This window comes from Methanosaeta sp. UBA356, assembly GCF_002496465.1.
GTDB lineage: Archaea > Halobacteriota > Methanosarcinia > Methanotrichales > Methanotrichaceae > Methanothrix > Methanothrix soehngenii.
This window is the reverse complement of the sequence record NZ_DAKC01000081.1, coordinates 1,585-27,269: the sequence shown is the minus strand read 5'-3', so window position 1 is coordinate 27,269 and position 25,685 is coordinate 1,585. Positions and strand designations below refer to the sequence as shown.

General features: G+C 53.7%; 21 protein-coding genes. 8 read left to right on the top strand and 13 right to left on the bottom strand.

Annotated features, from left to right (window positions below):
* Positions 1 to 725, top strand: a 725-nt coding sequence (locus BP727_RS06995) for a thermonuclease family protein (protein WP_286858027.1), incomplete at its 5' end; no start/stop codon positions are given.
* A 36-nt stretch (positions 726 to 761) separates the two neighbouring features.
* On the opposite strand, the gene BP727_RS06990 is transcribed toward BP727_RS06995, so the two are convergent.
* From BP727_RS06990 to BP727_RS06965, 6 genes are all read right to left on the bottom strand, one after another.
* Entirely contained in the window at positions 762 to 2,081 is a 1,320-nt protein-coding gene (locus BP727_RS06990; RefSeq protein ID WP_273271860.1) for a TldD/PmbA family protein, read from the bottom strand.
* A 4-nt stretch (positions 2,082 to 2,085) separates the two neighbouring features.
* Positions 2,086 to 4,053: an ATP-dependent protease LonB gene (gene lonB / locus BP727_RS06985; protein WP_048133303.1), complete on the bottom strand. Its 1,968-nt coding sequence runs from the start codon at positions 4,051 to 4,053 to the stop codon at positions 2,086 to 2,088.
* Between the two features lie 28 nt (positions 4,054 to 4,081).
* Positions 4,082 to 6,259: a CDC48 family AAA ATPase gene (locus BP727_RS06980; RefSeq protein WP_286858029.1), complete on the bottom strand. Its 2,178-nt coding sequence runs from the start codon at positions 6,257 to 6,259 to the stop codon at positions 4,082 to 4,084.
* A gap of 107 nt (positions 6,260 to 6,366) precedes the next feature.
* Positions 6,367 to 7,008, bottom strand: coding sequence for an ArsR family transcriptional regulator (locus tag BP727_RS06975; RefSeq protein WP_232844289.1), 642 nt, complete (start codon positions 7,006 to 7,008; stop codon positions 6,367 to 6,369).
* 122 nt (positions 7,009 to 7,130) lie between these two features.
* Positions 7,131 to 7,370, bottom strand: coding sequence for a hypothetical protein (locus tag BP727_RS06970; RefSeq protein WP_273466143.1), 240 nt, complete (start codon positions 7,368 to 7,370; stop codon positions 7,131 to 7,133).
* 267 nt (positions 7,371 to 7,637) lie between these two features.
* Positions 7,638 to 8,792, bottom strand: a complete 1,155-nt coding sequence (locus BP727_RS06965; RefSeq protein WP_286858024.1) for a molybdopterin molybdotransferase MoeA — start codon at positions 8,790 to 8,792, stop codon at positions 7,638 to 7,640.
* 127 nt (positions 8,793 to 8,919) lie between these two features.
* On the opposite strand from BP727_RS06965, the gene ppsA reads away from it, so the two are divergent.
* Positions 8,920 to 11,202 (top strand): phosphoenolpyruvate synthase, encoded by a 2,283-nt coding sequence (gene ppsA / locus BP727_RS06960; RefSeq protein WP_286858022.1) that lies wholly within the window; start codon positions 8,920 to 8,922, stop codon positions 11,200 to 11,202.
* Between the two features lie 62 nt (positions 11,203 to 11,264).
* Entirely contained in the window at positions 11,265 to 12,401 is a 1,137-nt protein-coding gene (mfnA, locus tag BP727_RS06955; protein WP_324306824.1) for a tyrosine decarboxylase MfnA, read from the top strand.
* A 101-nt stretch (positions 12,402 to 12,502) separates the two neighbouring features.
* Here the strand turns inward: mfnA and BP727_RS06950 are convergent, their stop codons facing one another.
* Positions 12,503 to 12,676 carry a preprotein translocase subunit Sec61beta gene (locus BP727_RS06950; RefSeq protein ID WP_048133298.1) on the bottom strand — a complete coding sequence of 58 codons (174 nt, stop codon included), beginning with the start codon at positions 12,674 to 12,676 and terminating at the stop codon, positions 12,503 to 12,505.
* 89 nt (positions 12,677 to 12,765) lie between these two features.
* On the bottom strand, positions 12,766 to 14,751 hold the full coding sequence (locus BP727_RS06945) for a NosD domain-containing protein (protein ID WP_083804730.1): 1,986 nt from the start codon (positions 14,749 to 14,751) through the stop codon (positions 12,766 to 12,768).
* A gap of 491 nt (positions 14,752 to 15,242) precedes the next feature.
* Here BP727_RS06945 and BP727_RS13630 point away from each other — a divergent pair, with 491 nt between their 5' ends.
* From BP727_RS13630 to glgP, 3 genes are all read left to right on the top strand, one after another.
* Positions 15,243 to 15,437: a DUF2116 family Zn-ribbon domain-containing protein gene (locus tag BP727_RS13630; RefSeq protein ID WP_048132445.1), complete on the top strand. Its 195-nt coding sequence runs from the start codon at positions 15,243 to 15,245 to the stop codon at positions 15,435 to 15,437.
* 35 nt (positions 15,438 to 15,472) lie between these two features.
* A complete protein-coding gene (locus BP727_RS06940; RefSeq protein ID WP_157863809.1) occupies positions 15,473 to 15,892 on the top strand; it encodes a hypothetical protein in 420 nt (139 codons plus the stop codon).
* Between the two features lie 107 nt (positions 15,893 to 15,999).
* Positions 16,000 to 18,207 (top strand): alpha-glucan family phosphorylase, encoded by a 2,208-nt coding sequence (gene glgP / locus BP727_RS06935; RefSeq protein WP_013720269.1) that lies wholly within the window; start codon positions 16,000 to 16,002, stop codon positions 18,205 to 18,207.
* 208 nt (positions 18,208 to 18,415) lie between these two features.
* Here the strand turns inward: glgP and BP727_RS06930 are convergent, their stop codons facing one another.
* From BP727_RS06930 to BP727_RS06915, 4 genes are read right to left on the bottom strand one after another with little or no spacing between them, the layout of a single operon-like run.
* The gene (locus tag BP727_RS06930) at positions 18,416 to 18,817 is read right to left on the bottom strand and encodes a DUF126 domain-containing protein (protein WP_013720268.1); all 402 of its coding nucleotides are present in this window, start codon (positions 18,815 to 18,817) and stop codon (positions 18,416 to 18,418) included.
* Positions 18,814 to 19,998: an aconitase X gene (locus BP727_RS06925; RefSeq protein WP_013720267.1), complete on the bottom strand. Its 1,185-nt coding sequence runs from the start codon at positions 19,996 to 19,998 to the stop codon at positions 18,814 to 18,816. Before BP727_RS06925 ends, BP727_RS06930 begins: the two co-directional genes overlap by 4 nt.
* 54 nt (positions 19,999 to 20,052) lie before the next feature.
* Positions 20,053 to 20,976, bottom strand: coding sequence for a tetrahydromethanopterin S-methyltransferase subunit H (mtrH, locus tag BP727_RS06920; protein WP_013720266.1), 924 nt, complete (start codon positions 20,974 to 20,976; stop codon positions 20,053 to 20,055).
* 4 nt (positions 20,977 to 20,980) lie between these two features.
* Complete coding sequence (locus BP727_RS06915; RefSeq protein ID WP_273271852.1) at positions 20,981 to 21,601, bottom strand: tetrahydromethanopterin S-methyltransferase subunit A; 621 nt, start codon at positions 21,599 to 21,601, stop codon at positions 20,981 to 20,983.
* Positions 21,602 to 21,809: 208 nt separating this feature from the next.
* On the opposite strand from BP727_RS06915, the gene BP727_RS06910 reads away from it, so the two are divergent.
* Together BP727_RS06910 and gvpD are read left to right on the top strand one after the other, a co-directional pair.
* Positions 21,810 to 22,184, top strand: coding sequence for a FaeA/PapI family transcriptional regulator (locus BP727_RS06910; RefSeq protein WP_013720264.1), 375 nt, complete (start codon positions 21,810 to 21,812; stop codon positions 22,182 to 22,184).
* Positions 22,185 to 22,199: 15 nt separating this feature from the next.
* Positions 22,200 to 23,570 carry a gas vesicle protein GvpD P-loop domain-containing protein gene (gvpD, locus tag BP727_RS06905; protein ID WP_286858016.1) on the top strand — a complete coding sequence of 457 codons (1,371 nt, stop codon included), beginning with the start codon at positions 22,200 to 22,202 and terminating at the stop codon, positions 23,568 to 23,570.
* Between the two features lie 83 nt (positions 23,571 to 23,653).
* Here the strand turns inward: gvpD and acs are convergent, their stop codons facing one another.
* Positions 23,654 to 25,639: an acetate--CoA ligase gene (acs, locus tag BP727_RS06900; protein ID WP_013720262.1), complete on the bottom strand. Its 1,986-nt coding sequence runs from the start codon at positions 25,637 to 25,639 to the stop codon at positions 23,654 to 23,656.
* Positions 25,640 to 25,685 lie beyond the last annotated feature (46 nt).

Here is a 25,685-nt window from a genome sequence, read left to right as displayed (position 1 = left end):
TGACAATTTTTTCGGTGCTATCCCTCCTGCCCGGATCTTCGGCCTCCCCAGACGAGGTCTACGGAGTAGTCACAAATGTGATCGATGGCGATACATTCGACCTCAGGATAGAGAAGGCCGACTCCAGAATTACAGACAGTGTGGAACGGATCACTCTGGCCGACGTCCGTTCACCGGATATGAAGGCAATCCAGGGCCCAGCGGCCAGGGATTTCACATATGCCGTGCTCATGGACAAGAGGGTCTACCTGGATGTTGACGACTTCAACCGGGGACAGGATGATGAGGGCAGGCTGATTGCAGTAGCCTATCTAGCCGGAGCCTATGGCCAGCCCATCCCTTACCCCAACTTCAACCTCTTGCTGGTGGATGCCGGTCATGCGATCCTGGCGAATCAGACGGACAATGAGTTCGATCCGAAAGACTGGAGAGTGGAGCATAACTCAGAGAAGAGCAACTCTGATACTCTGCAAAGGGTGGAGGAGAATCTGCGAGAGAGGCTGGAAGAGAGCTTGCAGGGATCCGATCAAGAGCAGAAAGGGACGCAGAATGATGGATGGCAGAACGACAGCCAGAACGGTCTACTATCCCGGATCGAGGATGCTGCAGGAGAGAAGCTAAATCGAGCAACTCAGGCCGCCTGGGACTGGCTGAAGGCAGAGATAACCAATACCAGCCTGGAGATGGTAAACAGCAGCCTGGATCGAGCATTGAACCGCAGCTGATCCAGACAATCTTAATTTTATCTCTTGGATTCTTCTCTATCCCGTTCCGCCCACTGTGGCCCTGTCGACGAGCAGATGGGGCGATCCGTCGCTCACAGGCACCAGCTGGCCGGACTTTCCGCATCGACCGCTGTTATACCGCAGGTCGTCGCCCACCGCCAACACACGCAAGAGCGTCTCCAGGATCTTTCCGGATAGGGATACATCTCGCAACAGTTGCGTCTTCTCCCCGTTCTCCACGATATAGCCCTTCTTGGCATTGAACTGGAAGATTCCCTCGCCGGTGCTGACCTGCCCCCCCCGGCTCCCTGCCAGATAGACCCCGCTCTTGAGCTCCTCTAAGATCTCCTCCAGCTTCCAGTCGCCATTGGCGATATAGGTATTGCTCATCCGCACTACCGGCCGGCTAATCCCCTCTGCTCGGGCATTGCGCGGCACACCACCTAACCTGGCTGCGGTCTCGCGGGTGTTGAGGTATGACCGAAGCACCCCATTCTCCACCAGAACCGTCTCCTGGGCTCGGCTTCCCTCATCATCGAAGGGATAGTAGCCGTTGAGCATCAGGCTGGGATCGTCCTTGACCGTCACCAGCTCCGATCCTATCCTCTGGCCCAGCTTTCCTTCCAGGCACGAGTCACCCTCCAGGATTATGTCTCCCTCAGTGGCATGGCCCACCGCCTCATGGACGAACACCCCGGCCAACTCCTGATCCAAGACTACAGGGTGAGTCCCTCCTCTCGCCGCCTTGGCATCCAGGAGGGCGACCGCCGTCTCCCCCACCTGCCTGGCCAGAGCTATTGGATCTTCCCGGTCGAATAGCTCCAGGCCGCCCACACCGGCTCTGCCTTCGCCATCGGTCTGATAAAGGCCATTCCTATGAGCCACAGCGCTGATCACAAAGCCCATTCTGGTCATCCTTGATTCCAGATCCAAGCCCTCAGAACTAGAATAGTGGGCTACCAGATCCATCTCTGAGTAGACCGCCTGGGTCGAGGATATGCCCTCCACCTTCGCTGCGTCCTCGATCTCTCTCAAAAGGGCTACCTTCTCCTCTAAAGATAGGTCTTTTGGATCTCTTTTAACTGGCACCAACACGCTTCTGCCGGGCGGAGCCTCTGCCAGACTGAGATCCTCTTTCCGGCCGATCTTCCGAGCAATGCGCTTGGCCAGATCTATCTCCTGGCCAAGACCGTCCACCCGATCGGTGGTTACAAAACCCCAGGCACCGCCAAAAAGAGCCCGAACCGATGCCCCCTGGAAGGGCACCTGGGCTATCTCCTCAAGCTTTCCATTGTCCAGAACGATCCTGGTTCGACTCCCCTGCAGAATGCGGGTATCATAGAACTCCGCTGTCAAGCGATCAGATGCTCCGGATGGGGGTGGGGATCGTCTCTGGGATGTTGATGCCGATCTTCTTCTCGGTGGCGAACTTCTTCAGTTTCTCTATCAGCCTGGTCCTCTGGCTGCCCATGGCAAACTCGAAGACCTCGCTGATATTGGATACGGGTATGATCTCAATAGAGTTTTTCATGGAATCATCTATCAGGACATCCCCCATATTGGATTTGGGAATGAGGACAGTCTTGATTCCCGCCTGGGCAGCAGCCTCGATCTTCTGGGTGACTCCGCCCACAGGCATGACATCTCCCCGCACGGAGAGCGAGCCGGTCATGGCTACCGTCTGTTTCACGGGCACCCCTTCCAAAGCGGATATGACAGCAGTGGCGATGGAGATGGATGCGCTATCGCCCTCTACACCCTCATATGTGCCTATGAACTGAATATGCACGTCCTTCTTGGTGATATCCTCGCCCAGGAACTTCTTGATCAGCACAGAGACGTTTGTCACCGCCTCTTTGGCGATCTCCTGCAGCTTTCCAGTGGCGATGATCTTGCCCTCTTCCTTGGATTGAGCAGGGGTGATCTCGGCCATGATGGGCAGAACAATGCCCGAGTCGCCCATGACTGCCAGGCCGTTGACCCTGCCGATCTCATCTCCGGAGGAGTGGAACATGCTGTAGTCTTTGCGCCTCTCCATGTATCTGTCCGCCAGCTGCTGCTCGACCGAACGGGCCATCTTCTTGGCCTGCATGACGTGATTAACCTCGGTGAGGTGAGAGGATTCCGCCCGGGCTACATCTCCAGAGACCCTGATCAGGCCTCCCAGGTCGCGGAGCATGAGGGTGAGATGTCCCTTTCTGCCCGAACGCCTCTTGGCCTCTCTCATGATCTCCGCCACTGCATCTTGAGTGAAGTGGGGGATCTTTCCGTCTCTCACGATCTCCTGAGCCACGAACCTGATTAGCTTGTTCCTGTTCTCCAGGGTGTCCTCCATGGTATCCCGCATGTAGACCTCATAACCATAGCCCTTGATGCGCGACCGGAGTGCTGGATGCATTCCCTGAACAGCATCCAGGTTTCCGGCCGCGATCATGATGAAGCTGCAGGGAACGGGCTCGGTCCTCACCAGGGCGCCGGAGCTTCTCTCGCTCTGGCCGGTTATTTGATAGACCCCTTCTTGCAGGGCGGTGAGGAGGCTCTGTTGTGACTCCGGCCGGAGGGTGTTCACCTCATCGATGAACAGCACTCCTTTGTGGGCTTTATGGATGGAGCCGCACTCAACCCGTTCGTGGGATGGCGTCTCCAGGCCGCCGGACTGAAAAGGATCATGACGGACGTCTCCCAGCAATGCCCCGGCATGAGCCCCGGTGGCATCCACATAGGGCGCCTTCTTCTTGCCGTTGTTATCCACCAACAGCTTGGGGACCATGGCATCCTCTTTGGGCAGCATATAGCGCAAAGAGATGAACAGCAATGCTGCGGCTATGATTCCGAAAAGAAGCTGGCCCATATAATAGGCGTAGACGATAAGGGCCATTACGATGATCATCAAGAACATATTTCTCGTCTGGACCTTCTTTCTTGCCTCCAGCTTCTGGGCATCGACGATCTGTTTGCCCCTGCCCGCGGGAACGACGCGAACCCTGGGGGTATTGTTATCCTCTGGATTGGCATAGACCAGAACATCCTGCAGATCCTCCACCGGAAGAAGCTCGCTCATTGCTTTGCCGAGCATTGACTTGCCAGTACCAGGCGACCCTATGAGCATGACATGCCTTCTCTGGCTTGCCGCCTTCTTGATCACCTCAACTGCCTCGTCCTGGCCAATAACCTGATCTATGAGGTTTTCAGGTACGGTTATGCTGCTCGTATCCTCGAATTTAATATCGCCGAGCAGTTCATTAGACTCGTCTTCTGAAGTCAATTTTTCGGTCCTCACAGCAATTATTGGTTGTTCTTGACTATATATTTGGTGCTTTGTCTCCATGCTTTTCTCTTTCCAAATCATTAAGTTTTCATACCTGGAATTCACGGATCATCTTGGTGTATCCCTGCAGCATATCTTTTGACAGATGCGGCCTGATATACTCGCTGGCCTCCTGGAAATGCTTCTCTGTAACAAGGATCTTGTCAACTATCAGCTCTTCTCTTTTCATTCCCGGCCGGATATGCTCCCGCAAAGCGAGCATTCCCGCCTCCCGGCAGAGCATCTCCAGATCGGCACCGCTGAAGTTCTCAGTGATATCCGCCAGCCATTGAGCAGAGACCTCATAGGCGGGCATCTTTGAGAGATAGATCTCCAGTATCTTCTGACGAGCTTCTTTATCCGGCATGGGAATATAAACTAAACGATCGAACCTGCCCGGCCGGAGCAACGAGCTGTCCAGAAGGTCCGGCCGGTTAGTGGCCGCCACTATCACCACATCCTTCAGCTCCATGAGTCCATCCATCTCCGTCAGGAACTGGCTGACCACTCTTTCGGTAACATGCGAGTCCGATCCGCTGCCCCGGGCGGGAACAATGGAATCGATCTCGTCGAAGAATACCAGGGCGGGAGCAGCCTGGCGGGCTTTGCGAAAGATCTCTCTGACCGCCCTCTCCGACTCGCCCACCCATTTGCTCAATAGCTCAGGTCCCTTAACGCTGATGAAGTTGACATTGCTCTCCGTGGCCAGAGCTCTGACCAGGAGGGTCTTGCCCGTACCGGGAAGACCGTAGAGCAGAATACCCCGCGGCGGCCGGACACCCACCGAGGCGAAGGCCTCTGGGTACATCAACGGCCATTCCACCGCCTCGACCAGGGACCGCTTGGCCTCATCCAGGCCGCCCACTTCATCCCAATGGACCTGGGCCACCTCGACGAAGACCTCTCTCATCGCCGATGGCTCGATCTTCTTCAGGGCGGACAGGAAATCCTCTCTGGTCACATTGAGATTGTCCAGCACATCCAATGGTATGTCCTCTTTAACGTCCAGGTCGGGCAGAGCCCTTTCCAGGGTGCGCATGGCCGCCTCTTTGCACAGGGCATAAAGGTCCGCTCCTACGAAGCCATGAGTCGAGTCTGCGATCTCCATCAAGTCCAGCGATTCATCCAAGGGCATGCCCCTGGTGTGGACATAGAGCACCTCCAGCCTGCCGTTTCTGTTTGGTATGCCTATCTCAATCTCCCGGTCGAATCGGCCCCCCCTGCGAATGGCAGGATCGAGGGCATTGGGCCGGTTGGTGGCCGCTATCACTATCACCTCTCCCCTGGAGGAGAGGCCGTCCATCAGGGAAAGGATCTGGGCAACCACCCGCCGCTCCAGGTCGCCCGAGACCTCTTCCCTCTTGGGAGCGATGGAATCGATCTCATCGATGAATATGATGGAAGGAGCCGCCTTCGACGCTTCATCGAATATCTGGCGCAGCCGCTGCTCGCTCTCGCCATAGAACTTGGATACGATCTCCGGCCCGGAGATGGAGATGAAGTTGGCGTCGGTCTCGCCTGCCACCGCTCTGGCGATGAGCGTCTTTCCCGTTCCCGGAGGACCATGCAGGAGCACCCCCCGGGGAGGATTGATTCCCAGCCGGCTGAAGAGCTCTGGATGGCGCAGCGGAACCTCGATCATCTCTCTGATCTCCCTGATCTCCCGGGACAGGCCGCCGATGTCCTCATAGGATATGTCCCGCACATGCAGGGCCAGCTCATCCAGGGTCTCTCTGGTGATGCTGATGATCGTCTCCTGAGTTACCAGAACCGGCCCGTTTGGCACGGTGCTCACCACTGCCAGGTTGAGGCTGCTGTTTATCATCTCCACCCGCAGCATCTCACCCTTAACCACTGCCCTCCCCTGGAGCATGCGCAAGAGATACTGCTGTCCTCCCATGAGGCGGATCTGGCGGGTGGGGGCGACCACGATCTTTCTGGCGGGCCTGGCCGTGGCCCGGCGGACATTCACCCGATTGTCTATTCCCGTCCCCAGGTTGGACCGGGTGTTTCCGTCGATCCTGATTATATCCTGGGGGTCCTCAGGAGTTCCAGGCCATGCGATGGCATAGACCTTATCCCGGGCATTGATCTCCACTACCCCGCCGTTCTCCACTCCCAATTGGGCGAGAATGATGGGATTGATCCTGGCCACTCCCTTCCCCGCATCCTTATGATATGCTTCAGCCACTCGAAGCAAAACTGATGCATCCTCTGCGGGCTTCATGCCTCCCTGGACGATCTCCTCGATGCTGGGGCCGGGTTCATCTCCCGGAGAGGGATTGTCTGCAGATGGCGAGGACGTTGATGATGACGGGTTGCTTGAGGATCTTCTCATATGCTCCATTGCTGACCTCTTAAGTGCACTGCACTGCGCTCTTTGAGCTTATTCAAGCTATCTAAAACCACCGCTTCTGGAACCTCCAGCCTGGTCGCGAGCTCGGATGAATTTGCGCCGCCGCAGAGCAATGCAGTCATGATCTCCGACTCCAGCTGGTTCTCTGCCCGAAATCCGGCAACGCTGGATGCTCTCTGCTTGATCTCCATCTCTCGCGATTCGATCTGGGCCAATAGTTCGCGCAGCTCATACCTTTTTTTCTCCAGGCCCAAGAGCTCATCTTTGAGCATCTTCAGATCCAAAGAGGCCTCAGCCTCCTCAAAGCCCGAGTCGTCCTTTGGAGCATCTTCTGAAAGATATGCCCGGACCCCATATGAATGAGGAGAGACTGCTACCTCCAGAACGGTTCTCCTGGCAATGCGGAAGTATTTTCTCCGTCCCTGCTCTTGATAGCACTCCACCAGCCCCGCTCTCTCCAGCATCTCCAGGTGGTCGATCACCGCTTTCGGCCCTACATCCAGCCGTTTGGCCATCTCATTGAAGTAAAAGGGGCGGAAAGAGAGGAGCTGGAGGATACGTCTTCTATTTTCATTCCCCAGAATGTCAAGAAGCTCAATAGGATCCAACATGTTGCTCATAATAATTCATTGAACTTATGGTTAGTAACGTTAGGTTATAAATCTTGTGGTCTTGATCGAACTCCAGAAGCATCGATTGCGGCAGCAGTTGCAGAAAAAATTGGAGGAGAATCTCATATCCTCTAATCGATGCCAAGGATAGACCAGAAGGATAGAACTCCGATGGCGATGAGGAGCAGATTCACCAGCTTTTCGTGCCCCACCCTCCAGCGGGCCAGGGTGAATTTGGTGCTGATCAGTACATGCACCAGGAAGAAGAAGACCAGGTACAGGTCCAGCTCTGTGTGCATATGTTTGGCCTGACGTAGAGGAAGAAGGATTCCATTGTTCCAGGCGTATCCCGATATCAAGAAGATGATCATGAATATGAGAAGTACCCAGGCTGATAGCCTGTTTATCTTGACGAGCATCCGGCCGGCGTTCAGGGAAAGTCACCGCATTGGGATCGAGGTGCAGGGATAAAAAATGATGGTTTCATTTGGATTGATGGCGGCCATATAAAGCCAATATTCGAGCTATCCTGATATCAAAGCAGGAAAACATTGTTGGATGCTCATTTTTGGCAGGCGGCAATCGGATTATTGCTGCTCGCTGCAGAGACTTGCGGATCCTTCTTCCTCTCCTTCCACTCATTCGTAGAGCACAACCTCCACCATATCCCCCTCCTCGAATCCCTCCAGCTCTTCGGGCACAACCACAAAACCGTCCGCCCGGGCCACGGAGCTCAGTATCCCCGCCCCGGAGACCATGATCGGCTCTACCTGGCCATCCTCTCTGAAGGCCACCCGGACCAGGCTCAGATAGCCGGGCTTGGAGGTCATCTTGCGGACCACTCTGGCTTGAACACGCTGCGGCTCATCATCCAGATGAGCCATCCTCTTTATGGCCGGACGGATGAAAAGATACAGATTGGAGAGCGCTGCCACCGGATAGCCGGGCAGGCAGATCACCGGCCTGCCGGCCACGTCCCCGAAGGCAGTGGGCTTGCCCGGCTGGAGGCGGACCCCATGCACATAAAGCTCTCCCATCTCCGATAATATGCGGGGGGCATAGTCCTTCTCCCCAACGCTGGTCCCGCCGATGATGACGATCATGTCGGCATCCAGGTTTGAGCTGATGGCCTCGCGAATTCGCTCAGAATCGTCCGGGACTATCTTCGTCTTACGGACATTTGCCCCCCATTTCTCTATATAGAGTCGGGCCATGAGGCCATTGATCTCATAGGCCTCTCCAGGCTCAAGCCTGCGGGCGCCGATATCCACCAGCTTGCCGCCAGTGGGAATTATGACCACGTCCGGCTTTGCATAAACCCTGACCCTATCAATTCCCAGAGCAGAGATCAGGGCGAGATCAGGAGGTCTCAGCCTGTGCCCCTCGGTGAAGATCGTATCCCCCTCCATCACGTCCTCGCCCGCTCTGGCCACATTCTTGTAGGCGTGAGCCTCGGCAGTCACCTCCAGCACCTCGCCGCGAACCCTGGCGTCCTCAAGCATCACGATGGCATCATATCCTTCGGGAACCACCATCCCTGTACGCTGAGGTATGAAGTCCGGGATGAATCTGGGACCGGACGGCCTGGCGCCCTTGGTATCAGTAGATCGAACGGCATAGCCGTCCATGGCCGACCGGTCAAAGGCAGGAAGATCAGCAGGAGAGCGGATGTCCTCCGATGCTACTCGATCTAATGCACAGGAGGTATTCAGCTCCTCAATATCCTTGAGGGGAAGACATCGCTCCAAGAGCATCCTTCTCGCCGCTATTGCCCCGGAAAAGCGTTTGAACATGCAGCATAGACTTGAATGATCCTGGATAAATGCTTTTGTATATATTCTAGATATCATGTGAAAGCTTCATATAATGTTATGATGGAGGGGTGGGCATATTGACCTGTAATATTGGGCGGATGATTTAATGGAAGCTGTTGTATGGTTGGAGGATGTCGGCAAGGAAGACCTGTCCATTGTCGGCGGCAAAGGCGCAAGCCTCGGCGAGATGATCGGTATAGGCGTTCCCGTTCCTGGTGGTTTTGCGGTCACTGCTCAGGCCTTCAGGGATTTCATTAACCGGGCGGGCATCGCGGATAAGCTCTTTGAGGCACTTAACGTCGATGTGAACCAGGAGACTGAGCTTCATCGAGCCGAGCAGACGGCAAAAAAGCTCATCATGGATGCCAAGGTGCCGAAGGACATTGAAGAGGCCATAAAAACCCGCTACGAGGAGCTGTGCAAAAGGGAAGGAAAGCAGGTTTTTGTGGCGGTAAGGTCAAGCGCCACCGCCGAGGATCTGCCCGACGCCAGCTTCGCCGGCCAGCAGGAGACCTACCTCAATATGCGCGGCGCAGAGGACGTATTCAATGCCGTGCGCAAGTGCTGGGCATCCCTTTACGGGGCCAGGGCCATCTTCTACCGGGTTGAGCAGGGCTTCGAGCACAATAAGGTCAATCTATCCGCAATAGTGCAGTTGATGGTGGACTCAGAGAAGGCAGGAGTGATGTTCAGCTCCCAGCCGAGCACTGGCGAGCCGCTGGTGGTCATTGAGGCAGCATGGGGTTTGGGGGAGTCAGTAGTCAGTGGCAGCGTATCACCGGACAACTATGTGGTGGACCGGAAGACCAAGAAGATAGTGAACAGGTATATCGCCACCAAAGAGATCATGATCACCAGAGATGCCAAGACCCATAAGACCACCACTGCCAAGGTCCCTGCCAAGAAGAAGGAGGCAGTGGTCCTCACCGATAAGGAGATAATCGAGCTGGCCAGGTACGGCGAGATCCTGGAAGAGCATTACGGCCTCCCTCAGGATATCGAGTGGGGTGTGGAGAAGAACAAGATCTACATCCTCCAGTCCCGTCCCATCACCACCATAAGCAGCGAGAAGAAGGCAGCCGGCCCAGCAGCATCCGGCAGCGGCAAGATCCTTTTGAACGGGCTTGGTGCAGCACCAGGTGTGGCCAGTGGCATTGTGAAGATTATCACCAGCGGCAGAGACCTGGACAAGATCAAGCAGGGCGACATCATGGTCACCAAGATGACCATGCCGGATATGGTTCCTGGGATGAAGCGGGCCGGTGCCATCGTCACCGATGAGGGCGGAATGGCCTGCCATGCAGCCATCGTCAGCCGAGAGCTGGGCTGTCCTGCAGTGGTGGGAACCAAGAAGGCCACCAGCGTTTTGAAGGACGGCATGGAGATCACCGTGGATGGGGGCAAGGGGATCGTCTACGAGGGCATAGTGGCTCAGGCCGCGCCAGCGAAGGCTGCCATTCCAGCGACTGCAGGAGGCGTCTTCTACTCCAAGCCAGTGACCGCCACGGAGATCAAGGTCAATGTCAGCGAGCCGGACAGGGCAGAGGCGGCAGCTGCTACCCAGGCCGATGGGGTGGGCCTGCTCAGAATCGAGCATATGATCTTAGGCATGGGCAAGACACCCAACTGGTATATCAGGAGCGGGAAGACTGAGGAGTACATATCGGAGCTGGTCAATGGCATCAAGGTCGTTGCCGATGCTTTCTATCCCCGGCCGGTCTGGGTGCGCACTCTGGATGCCCCCACGGACGAGTTCCGGGCCATGGAAGGCGGAGAAGGAGAGCCTCATGAGCACAACCCCATGCTGGGTTGGAGGGGCATCCGGCGGGATATGACCGAGACCGATCACTTCCGCCTGGAGGTCAAAGCCTTCAAGAGGCTGCATGAGATGGGCCTGACCAATGTGGGCATCATGCTGCCCATGGTCCAACATGTCAGCGAGTTCCAGAAGGCCAAATCCATAATGAGGGACGAGGGCCTGGACCTGGATAAGATCGATGTAGGAGTCATGATCGAGACACCAGGCGCCGCTCTGACCATTGAGGACTTCATTGAGGATGGAATAGACTTCATCTCCTTTGGCACCAACGACCTCACTCAGTATACCCTGGCAGTAGATAGAAACAATGAGAATGTGGCCGGGCTGTACTCCGAGCTTCATCCCGCCGTCCTGAAGCTGATCGAGTATGTGGTGGAGCAGTGCCGCGAAGCGGGAGTCAAGACCTCCATATGTGGCCAGGCTGGCTCCTATCCGGAGATGGCCAAAAAATTGGTCGAGATGGGCATCACCAGCATATCCGCTAACATCGATGCCGTGGCCACCGTCAGGGATACCGTGGCCAGGAGCGAGAAGATCCTGATCCTGGATGCTCTGAGAAATAGAGATTGAAGCACAGGGACCAAATCAGGCAGATAGCCAAAAAGGTCAACAAGTCAGGTCAAAGATCCGAAATGAGAGAGAAGGCCCTTCCTGCAGATGAGGTAATGGCCATTTTGGAGAGGACGAGAGAGCGCGACTACAGCTATGACCGCTTCCTCTCCACCATGTGCACCCGTCCCCATCCTATAGCGATAAAGGCTCATGACATGTTTCTGGAGACCAACCTGGGAGATCCGGGGCTGTTTCCGGGCGTAGCAGGGCTGGAAGAAGAGGTAGTTCGCATGCTGGGAGAGCTCCTGGGCTGCCCTCTGGCCCGGGGCTATATCTCCACCGGTGGCACTGAGTCGAACATCCAGGCCATTCGGGCGGCCAAGAACGAGTCCGGCAAGTGTGGGGGAAATATCGTCGTTCCTGCATCGGCTCATTTTTCATTTGACAAGATCGGAGATCTTCTCTCTTTGGAGGTGCGTAAAGCAGAACTCGATTCCCAGCTCAGGGTCGATCTCTCCTCAGTGGAGTCGCTGATCGACGAGCATACGGCAGCCCTGGTTGGAATAGCGGGAACTACGGAGTTCGGACAGGTGGATCCGATCGAAGAGCTATCCGATCTGGCCCTTGAATGGGGTGTTCACTTGCACGTCGATGCGGCATTTGGCGGATTCGTCCTCCCATTCCTGGATAGATCCTTTGCCTGGGATTTTTCCCTGCCAGGGGTCAAATCAATCACAATAGATCCACATAAGATGGGGCTTGCCACCATTCCCGCCGGCGGCCTGCTCTTTCGCAGCCAGGAGTGCATGAACGCCCTGGAGACCGAGACCCACTATCTCACCAAGGCTAGACAGGCTTCCCTGACCGGCACCAGGAGCGGTGCTGCAGCCGCTGCCACCTATGCGGTGATGATGCACCTGGGCAGGGAGGGATTCAGGGAGATGGTCGGCTATTGCATGGATCTAACAGATCATCTGGTCCGGGGGGCAAAGGAGATCGGCGTTGAGCCACTGATCGAACCGGTGATGAATGTGGTCGCTTTAAGGGTCCCAGAGCCCTCTAAGGTTCGTGAGAGGCTTATGGATCGCGACTGGCACGTCTCCATAACCCGGGAACCAAACAGAGCATTGCGGCTTATCCTCATGGGGCATATGAGCCATGAAAACGTCGACCTATTCTTGAAGGACCTGAAAGAGGTCCTGTCTGAATTTGTTTAGAATCGGCCAGACCAAATCAATATAGCGCAGAGTGCAAAAGCCCAGCTATTTAAATAAAACTGCCAAAAAGAGATTATAATTCCCTGCCATCCAGGACGGGACTAAGGCCAGAGGCCAAAGGCGATATTCAGGCCCATAACGACTGCGCCCGCGCCAATGCAGACGCCGAGCACCATCTTGGGGCTGAACTTGATCGAGTCATCATCGGCCTCAAAGTATCGCATCAGGCCGGCTGATGATTGGAGGCCGCTTCCTTCATTCTTTTTTCTTGCCATGCTCCAATCATATCCCATCATCATCTTAAGAAGATTGCGGTTTCGACCGGCAGCAATTATGCAAATCCGAAATGGCCTCGGGCAGCAATCTATGCTGCCAGCCAGCCATTAACATCCTGGAAGGGATAGTTATCTATTGCAATTCCTCCTTTGATCGATCTGGGCCAGTCGCTGCTGGGGTTGCCCCTGGCGGAATGATCGCTCCAGTAGTTTCCGCCCGTGTTGTTGCCGGCATCCCAGCTGTTGCCGCCTTCGGTATCTATCGAATGCTCTATGTTATCTATGAAGTTGTTGTGATAGATTGTATTCCCGGTGGAGAATGATAGCTGAGAGCCAAGGGAATTGGCAGTGATATTGTTCTCATAGATCTGGTTGTCATTCGAGAGATTCAGCCAGATTCCTGTGACCAGATTTTTCTGGACAGAATTATCGCGAATGATATTCTGATTGCAGGAAAGGAGCGATAAGCCGTTCTGTTCGTTTTCCGATGCGACGTTCTTCTCAATCCGATTCCCATCCGATGAGTACAGGAACAAGCCACTGTATCCATTGCCATTAAAGAGGTTGCCCAGGATATCGTTTCCGGATGAATTTATGAGCCGCATGCCAAAGCATTCTGAGATATTGCTGTTGATGATGCTGTTGTTCATTGAATCGAACAGGAAGACGGCATCGCGGGTTATTGTGATATTATCTACTGCCATATTCCTGCAGTATGCCATGGTGAGATGGGCCAGTTGCCTATCCCTGATCTGCGTCTCAGACTGGTCAAAGAGATAGGCTATAGGGACGAAGTCGACCACATTGGATTCATCTATACTGTTATTGAATCCCTCTTTTGTCTGGCTCTCCACATAAAGGCTCCAGGTAACATTCTGGAAGCGATTATCCTGGAGAAGGTTAGCGGGAGATTCTATGAGCATGATCCCTCGGAAGCCATCGGTAAACTCGTTTTCCAAGATCTTGCAGTTGCCAGACGATGTGATTTGCATTGCAGCATCGGTTATGCCCACAAATTGGTTTTTCAAGATCCGGTTATCTTCAGCCGCGCCGATATCTAGGGCGATGACAAAGTCTCTTGCCAGGTTTCCGATGATTGAATTTTGGCTGGAGTTGTCCACTCTTATGCCGTAATCCCCCTCAATGAGGCTGTTGTTATTGATATTTAGACCGTATGCATCCTGTATGTAGATGGCATTATTGCTTTGGGTGATATTGTTATACAGCAGCTCAGTATTTTGGCAATCAAGAGCGGCCAGACCGATTTCACCTCCATCGATCTTATTTCTCTGAAAGACAACATCGCTGACATTGGCAAGAAGTGAGGCCCTGCTGGTGGAATTGCCTGCATCGTCAATCATAACCAGATTGTCGCTGACATAAAGGCCGCTGCCATTTAGCAGCAGGATGCCATGGCTTCTGCTCTGAATATCATTTCCCTCAATCTGGACCTGGCTGGAGTTATCAAGCCATATGCCCCAATAAGCATCTGATATATTGTTCTCAATGATGCTGTTTCCATCCGCCTCTCCCAAGAATATAGAGATATTGCAGCTGGTGATCTCATTTCCGTCTATGCTGTTATTTTCCGATGCATCTCTCAGTGCCACCCCGCCCTGGCAATTCATTATGAGGTTTCCATTTATCGAATTTCCCTCCGAGCCGCTTGCCAGAATTGCCGGGCTGGCATCCTCGAAGACATTATTCTCAATGCGGTTTTTTCGGGAGAGAAGATGAACAGCCGCACCAGAATAACCTTGAAATGTGAGCCCCTCCAGGTTGCAGCCGTCCGAAGATACTGTCATTCCTGTCTCTTTGCCCTGGCCGGAGAGAATTATGGGGCCGATCTCTCCTATCAGAGGCATAAGGCTTAGGCTCTTGTTCAGGATAACCTCCTCACTGTAGTTTCCTGGCTTGACGTATATCGTATCGCCATCACTGGCTGCGATGACGGCATCTTGAATTGTTTTGTAATTAGAGAAACCGTCATCATCAACGATATAAGTTCTCGCGCCGCTAACCGGAGAAAGCCAGATGAGCAAGGCCATGAAGATGATCAATGGTAATCTTGGCATGACTACTACTTGCCAAGGCACCTTTTATAGTTAATGCAATTGAGGAGAGGAAGAGACAGTTCTCCCAACCCCTTTATTTCCCGTGGAAAAATAGTCTCGGATTTCTTTCCATGATGAATGAAAAATCTAAGAAAGTGTGCCAAAATGTGCGGCCCATTTAATAATGTTTTTTTGATAGTTATACAAATAATGAGGAATCTGCGTTTGATATCGTCTCGTTCCTGAAGGTGTATCAATGCAATTCTTTATTTTCTTTTTTCGTAATTCGCAGAACTGAATATCGAGCTATGGGATTGAATGGCGGTCGTTGATCATGCCCAAAAAATATGCTGAGATCTCTGGCTATAAATTGAAATTTCGTCAATCAATGCTCAACTTTCGTCCATTTGCTGAATCAGCTCGCCCCATCAAGTGCAGCAAGTTCATTGGTTTATGGATAAGAGGAAAACCTTATCTACTCTCCCTCCTTGTTACCAATGGACGATGATTAAATGACAGATATTGTGCCGCACAAACACTGTCTGGTCTGCGGCAATTCAGTGCGCGCAGACGAGAACTTCTGCGATGAGCTCTGCGAGTCGAAATATAAGTCAGCGCAGAGAAAGCAACAGATAATGTTCATAATATTTATAATAATAATGGGATTGATATTGATTCTGCCGTCGATCCTAAGGACAAATGGGTAAAGATGCGAGATATTGCCTTAACTTTATTATTATCAATGACAATAGTCCTATTAATCGGCGGCAGCGTTAGTGGTGAGTGCATTGAGATCAGGGATGTCACAATGCATCTGGACAAAGATCGCGCCACCTTTGAACTGAATTACACTCTGGATACCTTCACCCGCCTTTATGTGCTCGCTTTGGGATGCCGGCATTTGGAGCCGGACCTGATCTCTTTCCTGGGTGGGTACAAAGATGTGAAGCTCATAAAGGCAGACGAGAATGGTGCGGCTCTTCAGGTCAACGGGGCGGGAAAGAATATCGATGACTTCTACCTATTTTACTCCTGTCCTTTTGGCTCAAAGGATAAACCGCTGAAAAAGGGGATAGAGAAGCTATCCGTGGTATATCCTGAGGGCAAGATTGAGACATTTTACAATGTCTTCTCCACGCAGAATGTCTTTTGTGGGGAGTAAGACGATATTCTATGCAAATACCATTCTGCGGGCTTGTATGACCATCAGATGGCCATATCATCTGATATCGAAGGCTATATCATTGAGAAAAAACGCATGGAAACTGCTTGGAGCTGAAACAGATCATGAAAGGCATCAACGACAAATTTCCCCATCTGCCGGAGAGGATCGCCGGATTAAGAAAGCTGACCTACAACCTATGGTGGAGCTGGCACCCTGAGGGCAGAGAGCTATTTAAGCTCCTGCACAGGCAGGGCTGGCATCTGAGCGGCCACAATCCAGTAAAGATGCTCAACCAGATGGATGCGCATATGCTCAAAGTTGCATCAAATGATACTCATTTTCTGAGGCATTATGATTCTGTTATGGCCAGGTTCGAGGGCTATATGGAGCCTGAAACTAGCTGGTTTTGTGCCGGCAGCCGTGAGCCGGAGAGATGTGCTATTGCCTACTTCTCAGCAGAATACGGCCTGCATCATGCCCTTCCCTTTTATGCCGGCGGTCTGGGATTCCTGGCCGGGGACTACCTGAAAGAGTGCAGTGACCTGGGCATCCCTCTGGTAGGATTGGGATTCATGTATCCCCAAGGCTACCTCCGCCAGATGGTCTCAGCAGACGGCTGGCAGATTGGGGCTTGCGAGATGTTGGACAGAGAGAATGCGCCCATTCACAAGGTGCTGGACGGGGATGGAAACCCACTCTCGGTCAAGGTTCCAGTCATGGACCCTCCCCTCACACTTGAGGTCTGGATGGTTCAGGTGGGAAGGACCAAGCTCTATCTGATAGATACCTCCAGCGAGGCCAACGAATCGCAGAACCGGATCATCTCCGACCGGCTCTACACCGGCGACCGGGAGATGCGCCTGCGCCAGGAGATTGTCCTGGGAATCGGCGGGGCAAGGGTATTGCGGGCTCTGGGCGAGGATTATTCCGTCCTTCATCTGAACGAGGGCCATCCCGCGTTCGCCGTGCTGGAGAGGATCAGAGAAAAGGTCGAGCAGGGGATGAACTACAGCGAAGCCTCTGAGCTGGTCAGAAATACCACAGTGTTCACCACCCACACCCCGGTTCCTGCAGGGCACGATGCTTTTGCCTATCCGCTTCTGGAAAAGTATCTCTCATCCTATCTTCCAACCCTGGATCTTTCTATGGAGGAGTTCTTGAGACAGGGTCTCAATCCCGACCGGCCTGGTGAGTTCAATATGACCGCCTTCGCTCTTCGCAACTCAGCCTACCGTAATGCTGTGAGCAAGAAGCATGGAGAGGTGAGCAGGAGCATGTGGCAGCCCCTGTGGCCTCATCTTCCTGTGGATGAGGTTCCCATCGATTATGTCACCAATGGGATTCATGTCCCTACCTGGATCGATCGCCGGCTGGGTTATGACATCTTCAGCCGCTATATGGGCAGGACCTGGCTGGAGGAGCATGATGAGAGCCGCATCTGGGAGCTGGTCTGCGAGATTCCGGATGAGATCATCTGGAACCACCATAATGCCATGAAAAACATGCTGATCACCAAGATAAAGGAGCGAGCGCGGAACAAATGGCTGGAAGGTGGTGCCGAACCAGGCCAGATCATGGCCTCTGGAGTGTTGCTCGATCCCGCCGCCCTCACCCTGGGGTTTGCCAGGCGCTTCGCCTCTTATAAGCGACCTACCCTTCTCCTGCAGGATATGGATCGGCTGAGAAGGATTCTCAATGATCCCTGGAGACCGGTTCAGATCATCTTTGCAGGAAAAGCGCATGGGGACGACCAGCAGAGCAAGATGCTCCTCCAGCAGGTATTCAATGCCGCCAAGGATAGAGTATCCGGTGGCAGGATTGCATTTGTCGAAGACTATGATGAGCTGCTGGCCCAGTATTTGGTGCATGGCGTCGACGTCTGGGTGAACAACCCCATCCCTCCCATGGAGGCGAGCGGAACCAGCGGAATGAAGGCTTCGGTGAATGGCGTTCCCCAGCTATCCGTCCTGGACGGCTGGTGGATTGAAGGGTACAATGGCAAAAACGGCTGGGCGTTCTCTGGTGCGGATGATGGGCTACAGAGAGATGCCAAGGACGCAGCCTCTATCTATACTCTTCTGGAGAAGGATATAGTGCCACTGTATTATAATCTGGGCGAGGATGGCATTCCTCATGGCTGGGTGACGGTGATGAAGGAGGCCATCAGGATGAACGGTCCAAACTTCTCTGCCACCCGCATGGCCAAGGAGTATACTGACAAGTTCTATCGCCAGGCCATCGATGCCGCCATGATGGAAAGGCAAAAGAAAGAACGAGGATTCGTAAAGCAGGATCTCTTCGGAAGGTTCTGATCGAACTCATGCCGATCTCCTGAGGCTCCTCGCTATTTGCTATGGGTGAACTTGAATCGCAAAAACTCTATGTCTCTGTGCCTCAGTGGTGAACCGCTACGCACTGACCCAACCATGGAGATGCAGAGGAACAGAGGCCATATCCTCTGCCTGAACTCACCCCATAATTCAGCGAAACCCTCTCCAGATACAGCTATCGATCTTTTGGTTAAGGCAGGATCCTGATCAGCTCTCGATCGGAATCAACCTCGATACAGGTTCCGTTCTTCAGCTGAAGGATGTCGGACGGTACCCTGTCCACCAGAGGGATGCCGCTGATGATGGCGCCTACGGCCACGATTGGCTCAGAGCGAAGGTTGATCATGGCCGCGGGGGCCAGATCTCTTTTCTTTAGCTGATAGATGACATAAGAGCCTACCGTAGATCCCTTTCCTCCGGGGAATATGAGCACCTTGCCGCTGATGCTCTCGCCATATAGCTCATGGCCGGGATCGACCACCATTCCCGTCCTGGGGTCGATATTCCCCAGAAATGAGATGGCCATTTTCGTTGCCAGTGACGGGCCGCTGGCAAAGCCTGAGGCCACCTTATGGCAGGAAATCTCCCTCACGATCTCTTCCTCCCCAAAGCAACATCGATGCACTCCTCCAGGCTGCCGAAGGTAGCATCCACCCCCCCCAGCCCGGGCAGGTATACCAGGGCCTTGCCGGAGTTGACCATCATCTTTTCAAATCCTTCTGTTGCGGGCGAAACCACCATACAGGTATCGCAAAAAACCCTGGCTCCGGATGATTCGATCCTGGCAACCAGATCGGGGCAGGCATCCTTGATCTTCCGGGCGGTGCAGACCCACATCTCTTTTTTCACCTTCTGCCCGGCCAGGAGATCGGCTATCCTCTCCAGCTCTTCTCCAGAGCAGTGAGGGCAACCCAGGGCCACTATATCGGCATCGTCTCCCCCGTGCTCATCATAGACCGCCTCGATCTCTTCCCACTCGATGCTGATCCTCTCGCATCCATCATAATTTGCGGTAGGCTCGGGCGGCTTGGGCGTGACGCCATCCACATAATAAAGGGCCACTGAGCCGCTGGCAGCCATCGCTGCCCCCAGGGCCTTTAGCTCGTCTTTAGTGGGAGAAGAGCGAAGACGGAAGAGGGGAACTCCATCCCCGACCTCTTTGCCAACCAGAAATCCAAGAGCACCATAGTCAGAGCCCTCAAGTTCCGCTTTCGCCTCGATGACATGGCTGGGCTGCCGGTTGTGATCCAGATGGTAGCCATATAAAGCGGTCTTGCCGATCAAGGCAGCAGCCAAGGCAGATGGTCCTCCCTCCCGATTGGTCCGGGCGCCAATAACCGAGTTGGCATAACAGACCGCTGAGGACTCGCTCCAGGCCAGGTGGTCTCCCCGTTCGGCCAGACTATCATAGATCTGATATGGAGTGCAGGTGCAGTCGATGATCACACCCAGCCGGCGGTAAGCCTCTATCGTCTCCCGCTGCTTAGAGGCAAATTCCTCGCTGATTCCCATCTCTTTGTAGCGAAAAAGGTCCATCCCGGCAGGATTGAGAATGCTGGGAACGACCACCTGGCCCTCAAGATCGGATATCCATTCCAGGCCAGCGTCCCCGATATTCTTGTAGGAGACCCCGGCGATCTGCACCGATCTCACAGGCACGAGCCTCTCTGCCCCATAAATGTCGCCCAGGGCGACCAGGATCTCCATCATCCGCCGGAGGGTCTCCCCCCGATCTCCCCGGTATATGGCCTCTTCATCGCGAGACAGATACATGCCCAAGACTTCTCCTTTTGGGTATAAATCCTTTCCAGAAGATCCCAGCTGAAACTAAACCAGGCGGAAGATGGGATGGGTGGCCTCGGGATAGACCTCCAGATCCCTTACCGCCTCTGCCACCAGAATATCGGCCATGGCCGCTGCCGGAAAGATGACCTCGCCGCTCTCAATGGGTCCATAGAGGAGAAAGTCGCCTCCCATGGCAAGCTGCATGCAGGCAGCTGCGGCATCGCAGCAGCTTCGGTTGCTCTTCATCCTATCCTTGAGCCACTGCCAGGAGCTGACTGCATTATGAATTCCCGAGCCAACAGGCAGTCCGAGGCGTGATTTGGCAACCACCGAGAAGCGCAGAGAGGACCCCGCTCCGCTGCCCATCGGCACCACCCCTGGATCGATGAGAATGTTGCTGATCCCAAGCCTCTTTGACAGGGGTATCAGCCCCTCGTCTCTCACCAGGCCACCATTCTCCAAGATCCGCATGGCTCCTTCCACTCCCGGCTCACCGGGATTGTAAGCGAGGATGATGGCGCTGTCAACCTCATTCTCCAGCAAGGCCCGGGCCTCGGCATCATCTGTGGCAATGCTTATGCTGTTATATATGGCCTTGTCTGCATACCCCAATTCCGAGAGCAGCGATAGGGCTAAAGAGCGAGTGCTCCTCTCTGCCGAGTCGACGATAAACGGCCCCGACCAGACCTCTTCCGCAAAATCCAGATACTTCTGCAGGGCGGAAACGGTCCGGGCATAGATATGTAGGACAAAAGGGCAACCGGTCTCACTGGAAAGCTCAGATTGGCGCAGAACTAGCCTCTCCGCTGCGGCCCGATCGAATATTCCTCGCTCATCATCCTCCACAATCCTGTGCCCCTGATAGAAGATGGTGCCGCAAAGGACGGTTGGCAGCTCTCCGGGCTGGCCTCCGAACCTTACCCCGGCCACATTCACTATGGTCTGCTCATTCTTAAACCGGAACATGATCTCATCCCTCGGAAGCAACCAGCCATATGGCCGTGTCCATGCTGACTCCCGCTCCAAATGTTAGATCGCTATCGCCTGATAACATCTCCTGACGGGCCGCCTTTCTCTTGATCACCTGGTAGGGCTCCTCTGGAAAAGGCATTGCGAGGTGATTGTATTGGGAGACTAGCCTTTCAATCTCTTTCATGTCCTCCAGGCCAATCCTGTCTATAAGCTCCACCTGCCGCTGAAAACGCTCGACGGCCTGAACGGAGAGGTTCTGAATGAAGGGTATCGCTCCCTTCGATCCGATTATCCTCCCTTTCTCATCGATTCCATTTTTATGGAGAGCGAGCAGAGTATTTCCTGGCAGATGGCCCTTCGACTCCACTCCGCAGACGATGAGAAACCTTATGTTGCTGTTGCTGATCACATTGGCCACTATCTTCTCCAATCCCAGGTTCTCAGTCTTGCAGGGTCCGGATATGGCTGTACCCCTGGGGTTGAAGACGCTGGCTAAAGTGACCACCGCCACTCCTGCTCTGGGGTCGCCTAACCGATATTCGCCTCGAACCGGCGGCCAGGGATCCAGATACCCCTGATTCGCATAGTCACATTCGATTTTTTTGCATTCCTCAGCCATATGGCTCCTGCAGATCTGATGATGGATTGATCCGCATATCTTTCTGGGTTGACAGATCGGCATATAATTGTTTCTGATTTCCACAAGAATGTCTCTCACTTAAATGGCTATGAAAAATTGAAATATCATGATACAGGATAAACATGCGTGATCTGAAATGGTAACTACTTCGCAGGAATTTGGTCATACAAAGAGATGGTGGCACTAAATGGCCTCATACAAGGAGAGAATCCTGGAAGTCATAGGGGAGTCTGAGGTGGGCCTGACCACGGTTGATGTGGCCAAAAAGGCAAGGGTCAGCAAGACTACAGTGATTAAGTATCTCTCTATGCTCAGCTCTGAGGGGGAGGTCGAGTTCGTGGAGGTGGGACCTTCAAAGCTCTGGAGGACGAGAAACACGAGCGCGAGGCATGGGGAAAGGAAGGAAGGGGCGATGAATGCGGAGGCATTTCCCATGATGGACATAGATTTTCATAACGGCGAGGACGAGACTATCTATTTCTCATTTCGGGTCAAAACGGAACAGATATGCAAACTGTTGAAGCGCGCCAAGAGATGCGAATGTGATACCACAGAGAGTTGATGGAGGATGAATTATATGCAAAGCAATGAGCAGCCCTCCATACCTAAGGAGGTCAAAGAATTCTTTCATATCGATAAAGGCCAGACGCTTCTCATCAAGGGCATGCCGGGGACGGGCAAGACCACCCTCGCCCTGGAGATCATGAGCAGCCTATGCGAAGAGAGAAACGGAATATACATATCCACTCGAGTGGATCCAGCGCGGCTCTATGCCACAAATCCCTGGATCGAGAAGGTCCTCATGCCCAGGAACGTGGTCAATGCCACTCAAACCAAGCTCTTGGGTAGCCTGAATAAGACGAGCAAGGATCTATCCAACTATTATGCGGTCATGGACTTCTTTCGGCTCTTCTTCGAGGAGACGGAGGAGATGGACAATCCCATGATCATCATCGACAGCTGGGATGCAGTCCTCAACTACACCTCCCACTTGATAGGCACCTCTCAGCACAGCTTCGAGCAGAACATCTGTGAGTTTGCCCGTGATCTGGACACTCACCTCGTTTTCGTCTCCGAGTTCGCTGATGTTATGCCCCTGGATTACATCGTCGATGGGGTGGTGACCATGGAGCAGTTCAATCTGCCCGGCCACGCCGGAGGGAACATGAGGAACCGCTACGTCCGGCAGATCAAATTAGAAAAGCTGCGCGGGGTCAAGATCAATCAGAAGACCTACACTGTCACATTGCACAATGGCCGGTTCAGGTTTTTTGAGCCCTATCGGGAACATAATGATGCGCGAATCGTCAGCGATGGGGTGAGGGTTCCCGATCCTTCTGAAGACCGAATATCTACCGGCATCCCCGACCTGGATATCGTCACCGGCGGTCTGAAGTACGGCTCGTGCAACGTCTTGGAGATTAATCATGGAGTGGGCAAAAGGTATTATCAGATGCTGACCGCCTTGGCCTCAAATGCCATCAAGAACGGCCGGGGAGTGTTCATCCTCCCCAGCATCGGCTATCAGCTCAGTTCAAGGGACATCTTTGTGCCCACCAATGTTATCGTCTCCCAGCCGGAGGGGGATGACGCCAGGGCCTGGGGAAAGGATCTGCTGGAGAAGTGGGATGCATTGCGAGAAAGGACTGGCCGTCCCATTCTGAACATAATCGGCCTGGACTCCATTGAGTTCTCCTTCGGCTACAAGGAATCGCTGAATCTGACCAACCTGATGATCAGAAACTGGAAGGAGACCAACGACATCAATGTGCTGGTGGTAAAGAGCGGCCAGGAGAGCATGAACATGGCCATTCACACCGCAGACACCTATTTCCTGGTAAATGAGCTGAACGGAGGGCTCTGCCTCTATGGGGTCATACCCAGGACTGAGCCCTACAATATGATTTTGGAGGACAGGAATAGGATCAGCCTGACGCCCATTGTATAGGTGGGCGGAGCAAGTCCAGTTATTGCAGGATTTCATGGAAAAGGCTCGTTTCAGCGGCGAAAAAAAGGAGGTATGGTTTCTGGCTAATTTATCTGTGGTATGCTGCTTACCGCCTCCGGATTGGATAGTGCTGATACATCACCGGTATCCTTGCCCAGCGCCTTGGCCTTGATGACGCGGCGCATGATCTTGCCGGACCTGGTCTTGGGCACATCCTTGACGAAATAGACCTTGTCTGGATAAGCAACCGGGCCCAGGACCTTCCTTACGTGAGTGGAGATATCCTTCTTGAGCGACTCCTCCTCAACCACACCTTCCTTGAGAATAATGAATGCAACGATCTTCTCGCCCTTGACCTCATCGGGCTCACCGATAACAGCGGCCTCTGCGACCTTGGGATGAGATACTGCAGCGGACTCAACCTCAGCGTTGGATATTCTATGTCCTGCTACCTTAAGCACATCATCTATTCTGCCCTGGATCCACCAGTATCCGTCTTTGTCACGGGTGGCCTTGTCTCCTGCCAGGTATGTGCCGGGCTTGACCTGCCAGTACATATCCCAGTACTCCTTCTTGTACCTGATCTCATCTCTGAAGAAGGCGCGGAGCATGGACGGCCAGGGGGCCGTTTGGACGATATTGCCCCCGTAGCCCAGTGGGACCGAGTTGGCATCCTCGTCGTAGATATCGGTGTTCATGCCTGGCAGCGGAAAGCAGACCGAACCCGGCTTCTCAGGTGTCATGGCCAGCGGTGCAACGACATGGCATCCTGTCTCGGTCTGCCACCAGGTATCCATGATAGGTGCCTGGTCGGAGCCTATGTTCTTTCTGAACCACATGTAGGCCTCTGGATTAAGCGGCTCGCCTACCGATGCCAGAATTCTGATGCTGGACAGGTCGTACTTCTTGACGAATTCCTCACCGGATTTCATAAACATCCTTACAGCGGTGGGTGCGCTGTAGAATACAGAGACGCCATACTCCTCAATGATGGACCACCAGCGGCCCAGATCCGGGAAGTCGGGAGAGCCTTCGTACAGGATGCTGGAGGCACCCAGGATCAGCGGACCGTAGATCACGTAGGAGTGTCCGGTGATCCAGCCTGCATCAGCCGTGCACCAGTAGACGTCATCATCGTGGACATCCAGCACCCATGAGGTTGTCTGGGCTGCACCAACAGCATATCCGCCGTGAGCGTGCTCAATACCTTTGGGCTTGCCGGTTGTGCCGGAGGTGTACAGAATGAACAGCCTATCCTCCGGATCAAGCGGGACGGTTTCACACTTGGTGGACTGGCCAGCTACGAAATCGTCATAATAGACATCTCGGCCCTCAGTCATGGGCACAGAGACTCCTGTCCTCTTGACTACTATCACCTTCTTAACGGAGGGTGAGTTCTTCAAGGCCTCATCGACATTAGGCTTGAGGGGCAGGGGTTTTCCGCGCCTGTAGAAGCCGTCGGCAGTGACGACGACCTTGGCCTCGGCATCGTTGACCCTGCTGGCCAAGCCGCCTGAGGAGAATCCAGAGAACACCAGTGTATGAATAGCTCCGATCTTGGCGCATGCCAGCATGGTGATGGGCTGCTCTGGAATCATAGGAAGGTACGTAACAACTCGGTCTCCCTTCTCTACTCCCACGCTCTTGAGGGCGTTGGCCAGCCTGTTGACTTCTCTATAGAGCTGATAGTAGGTGATAGCTTTTGCATCGCCCACGGGCTCGCCGACGAAGTAGTAAGCTACTTTGTTGCGTTTCTCGGAGTGGGCATGCCTGTCAACTGCATTGTAGGCCACATTGACCTTGCCGCCAGTAAACCACTTGTAATGGGGCTTTTCGGAATCGTCGAGAATCTGGGTGTAGGGCTTGAACCAATCGACGAAGGTCCTGGCCATCTCATCCCAGAATTCTATGTAATTGTCCGAGCACCACTTGCGCATTTCATTCTCAGTCTTGAAGCCCTTATTCTTCATCCACTGATACGAATTCGAGTGCTCAATAATCCATTGCGGAGTATTGAAAATCCTTGTCTCTTCCTGGAGAACAGCCGTTTTTGCCGTATCCGATTTCATATTATAACATACCTTATTATGGTATATTAGGATTTCGCTCCATCTC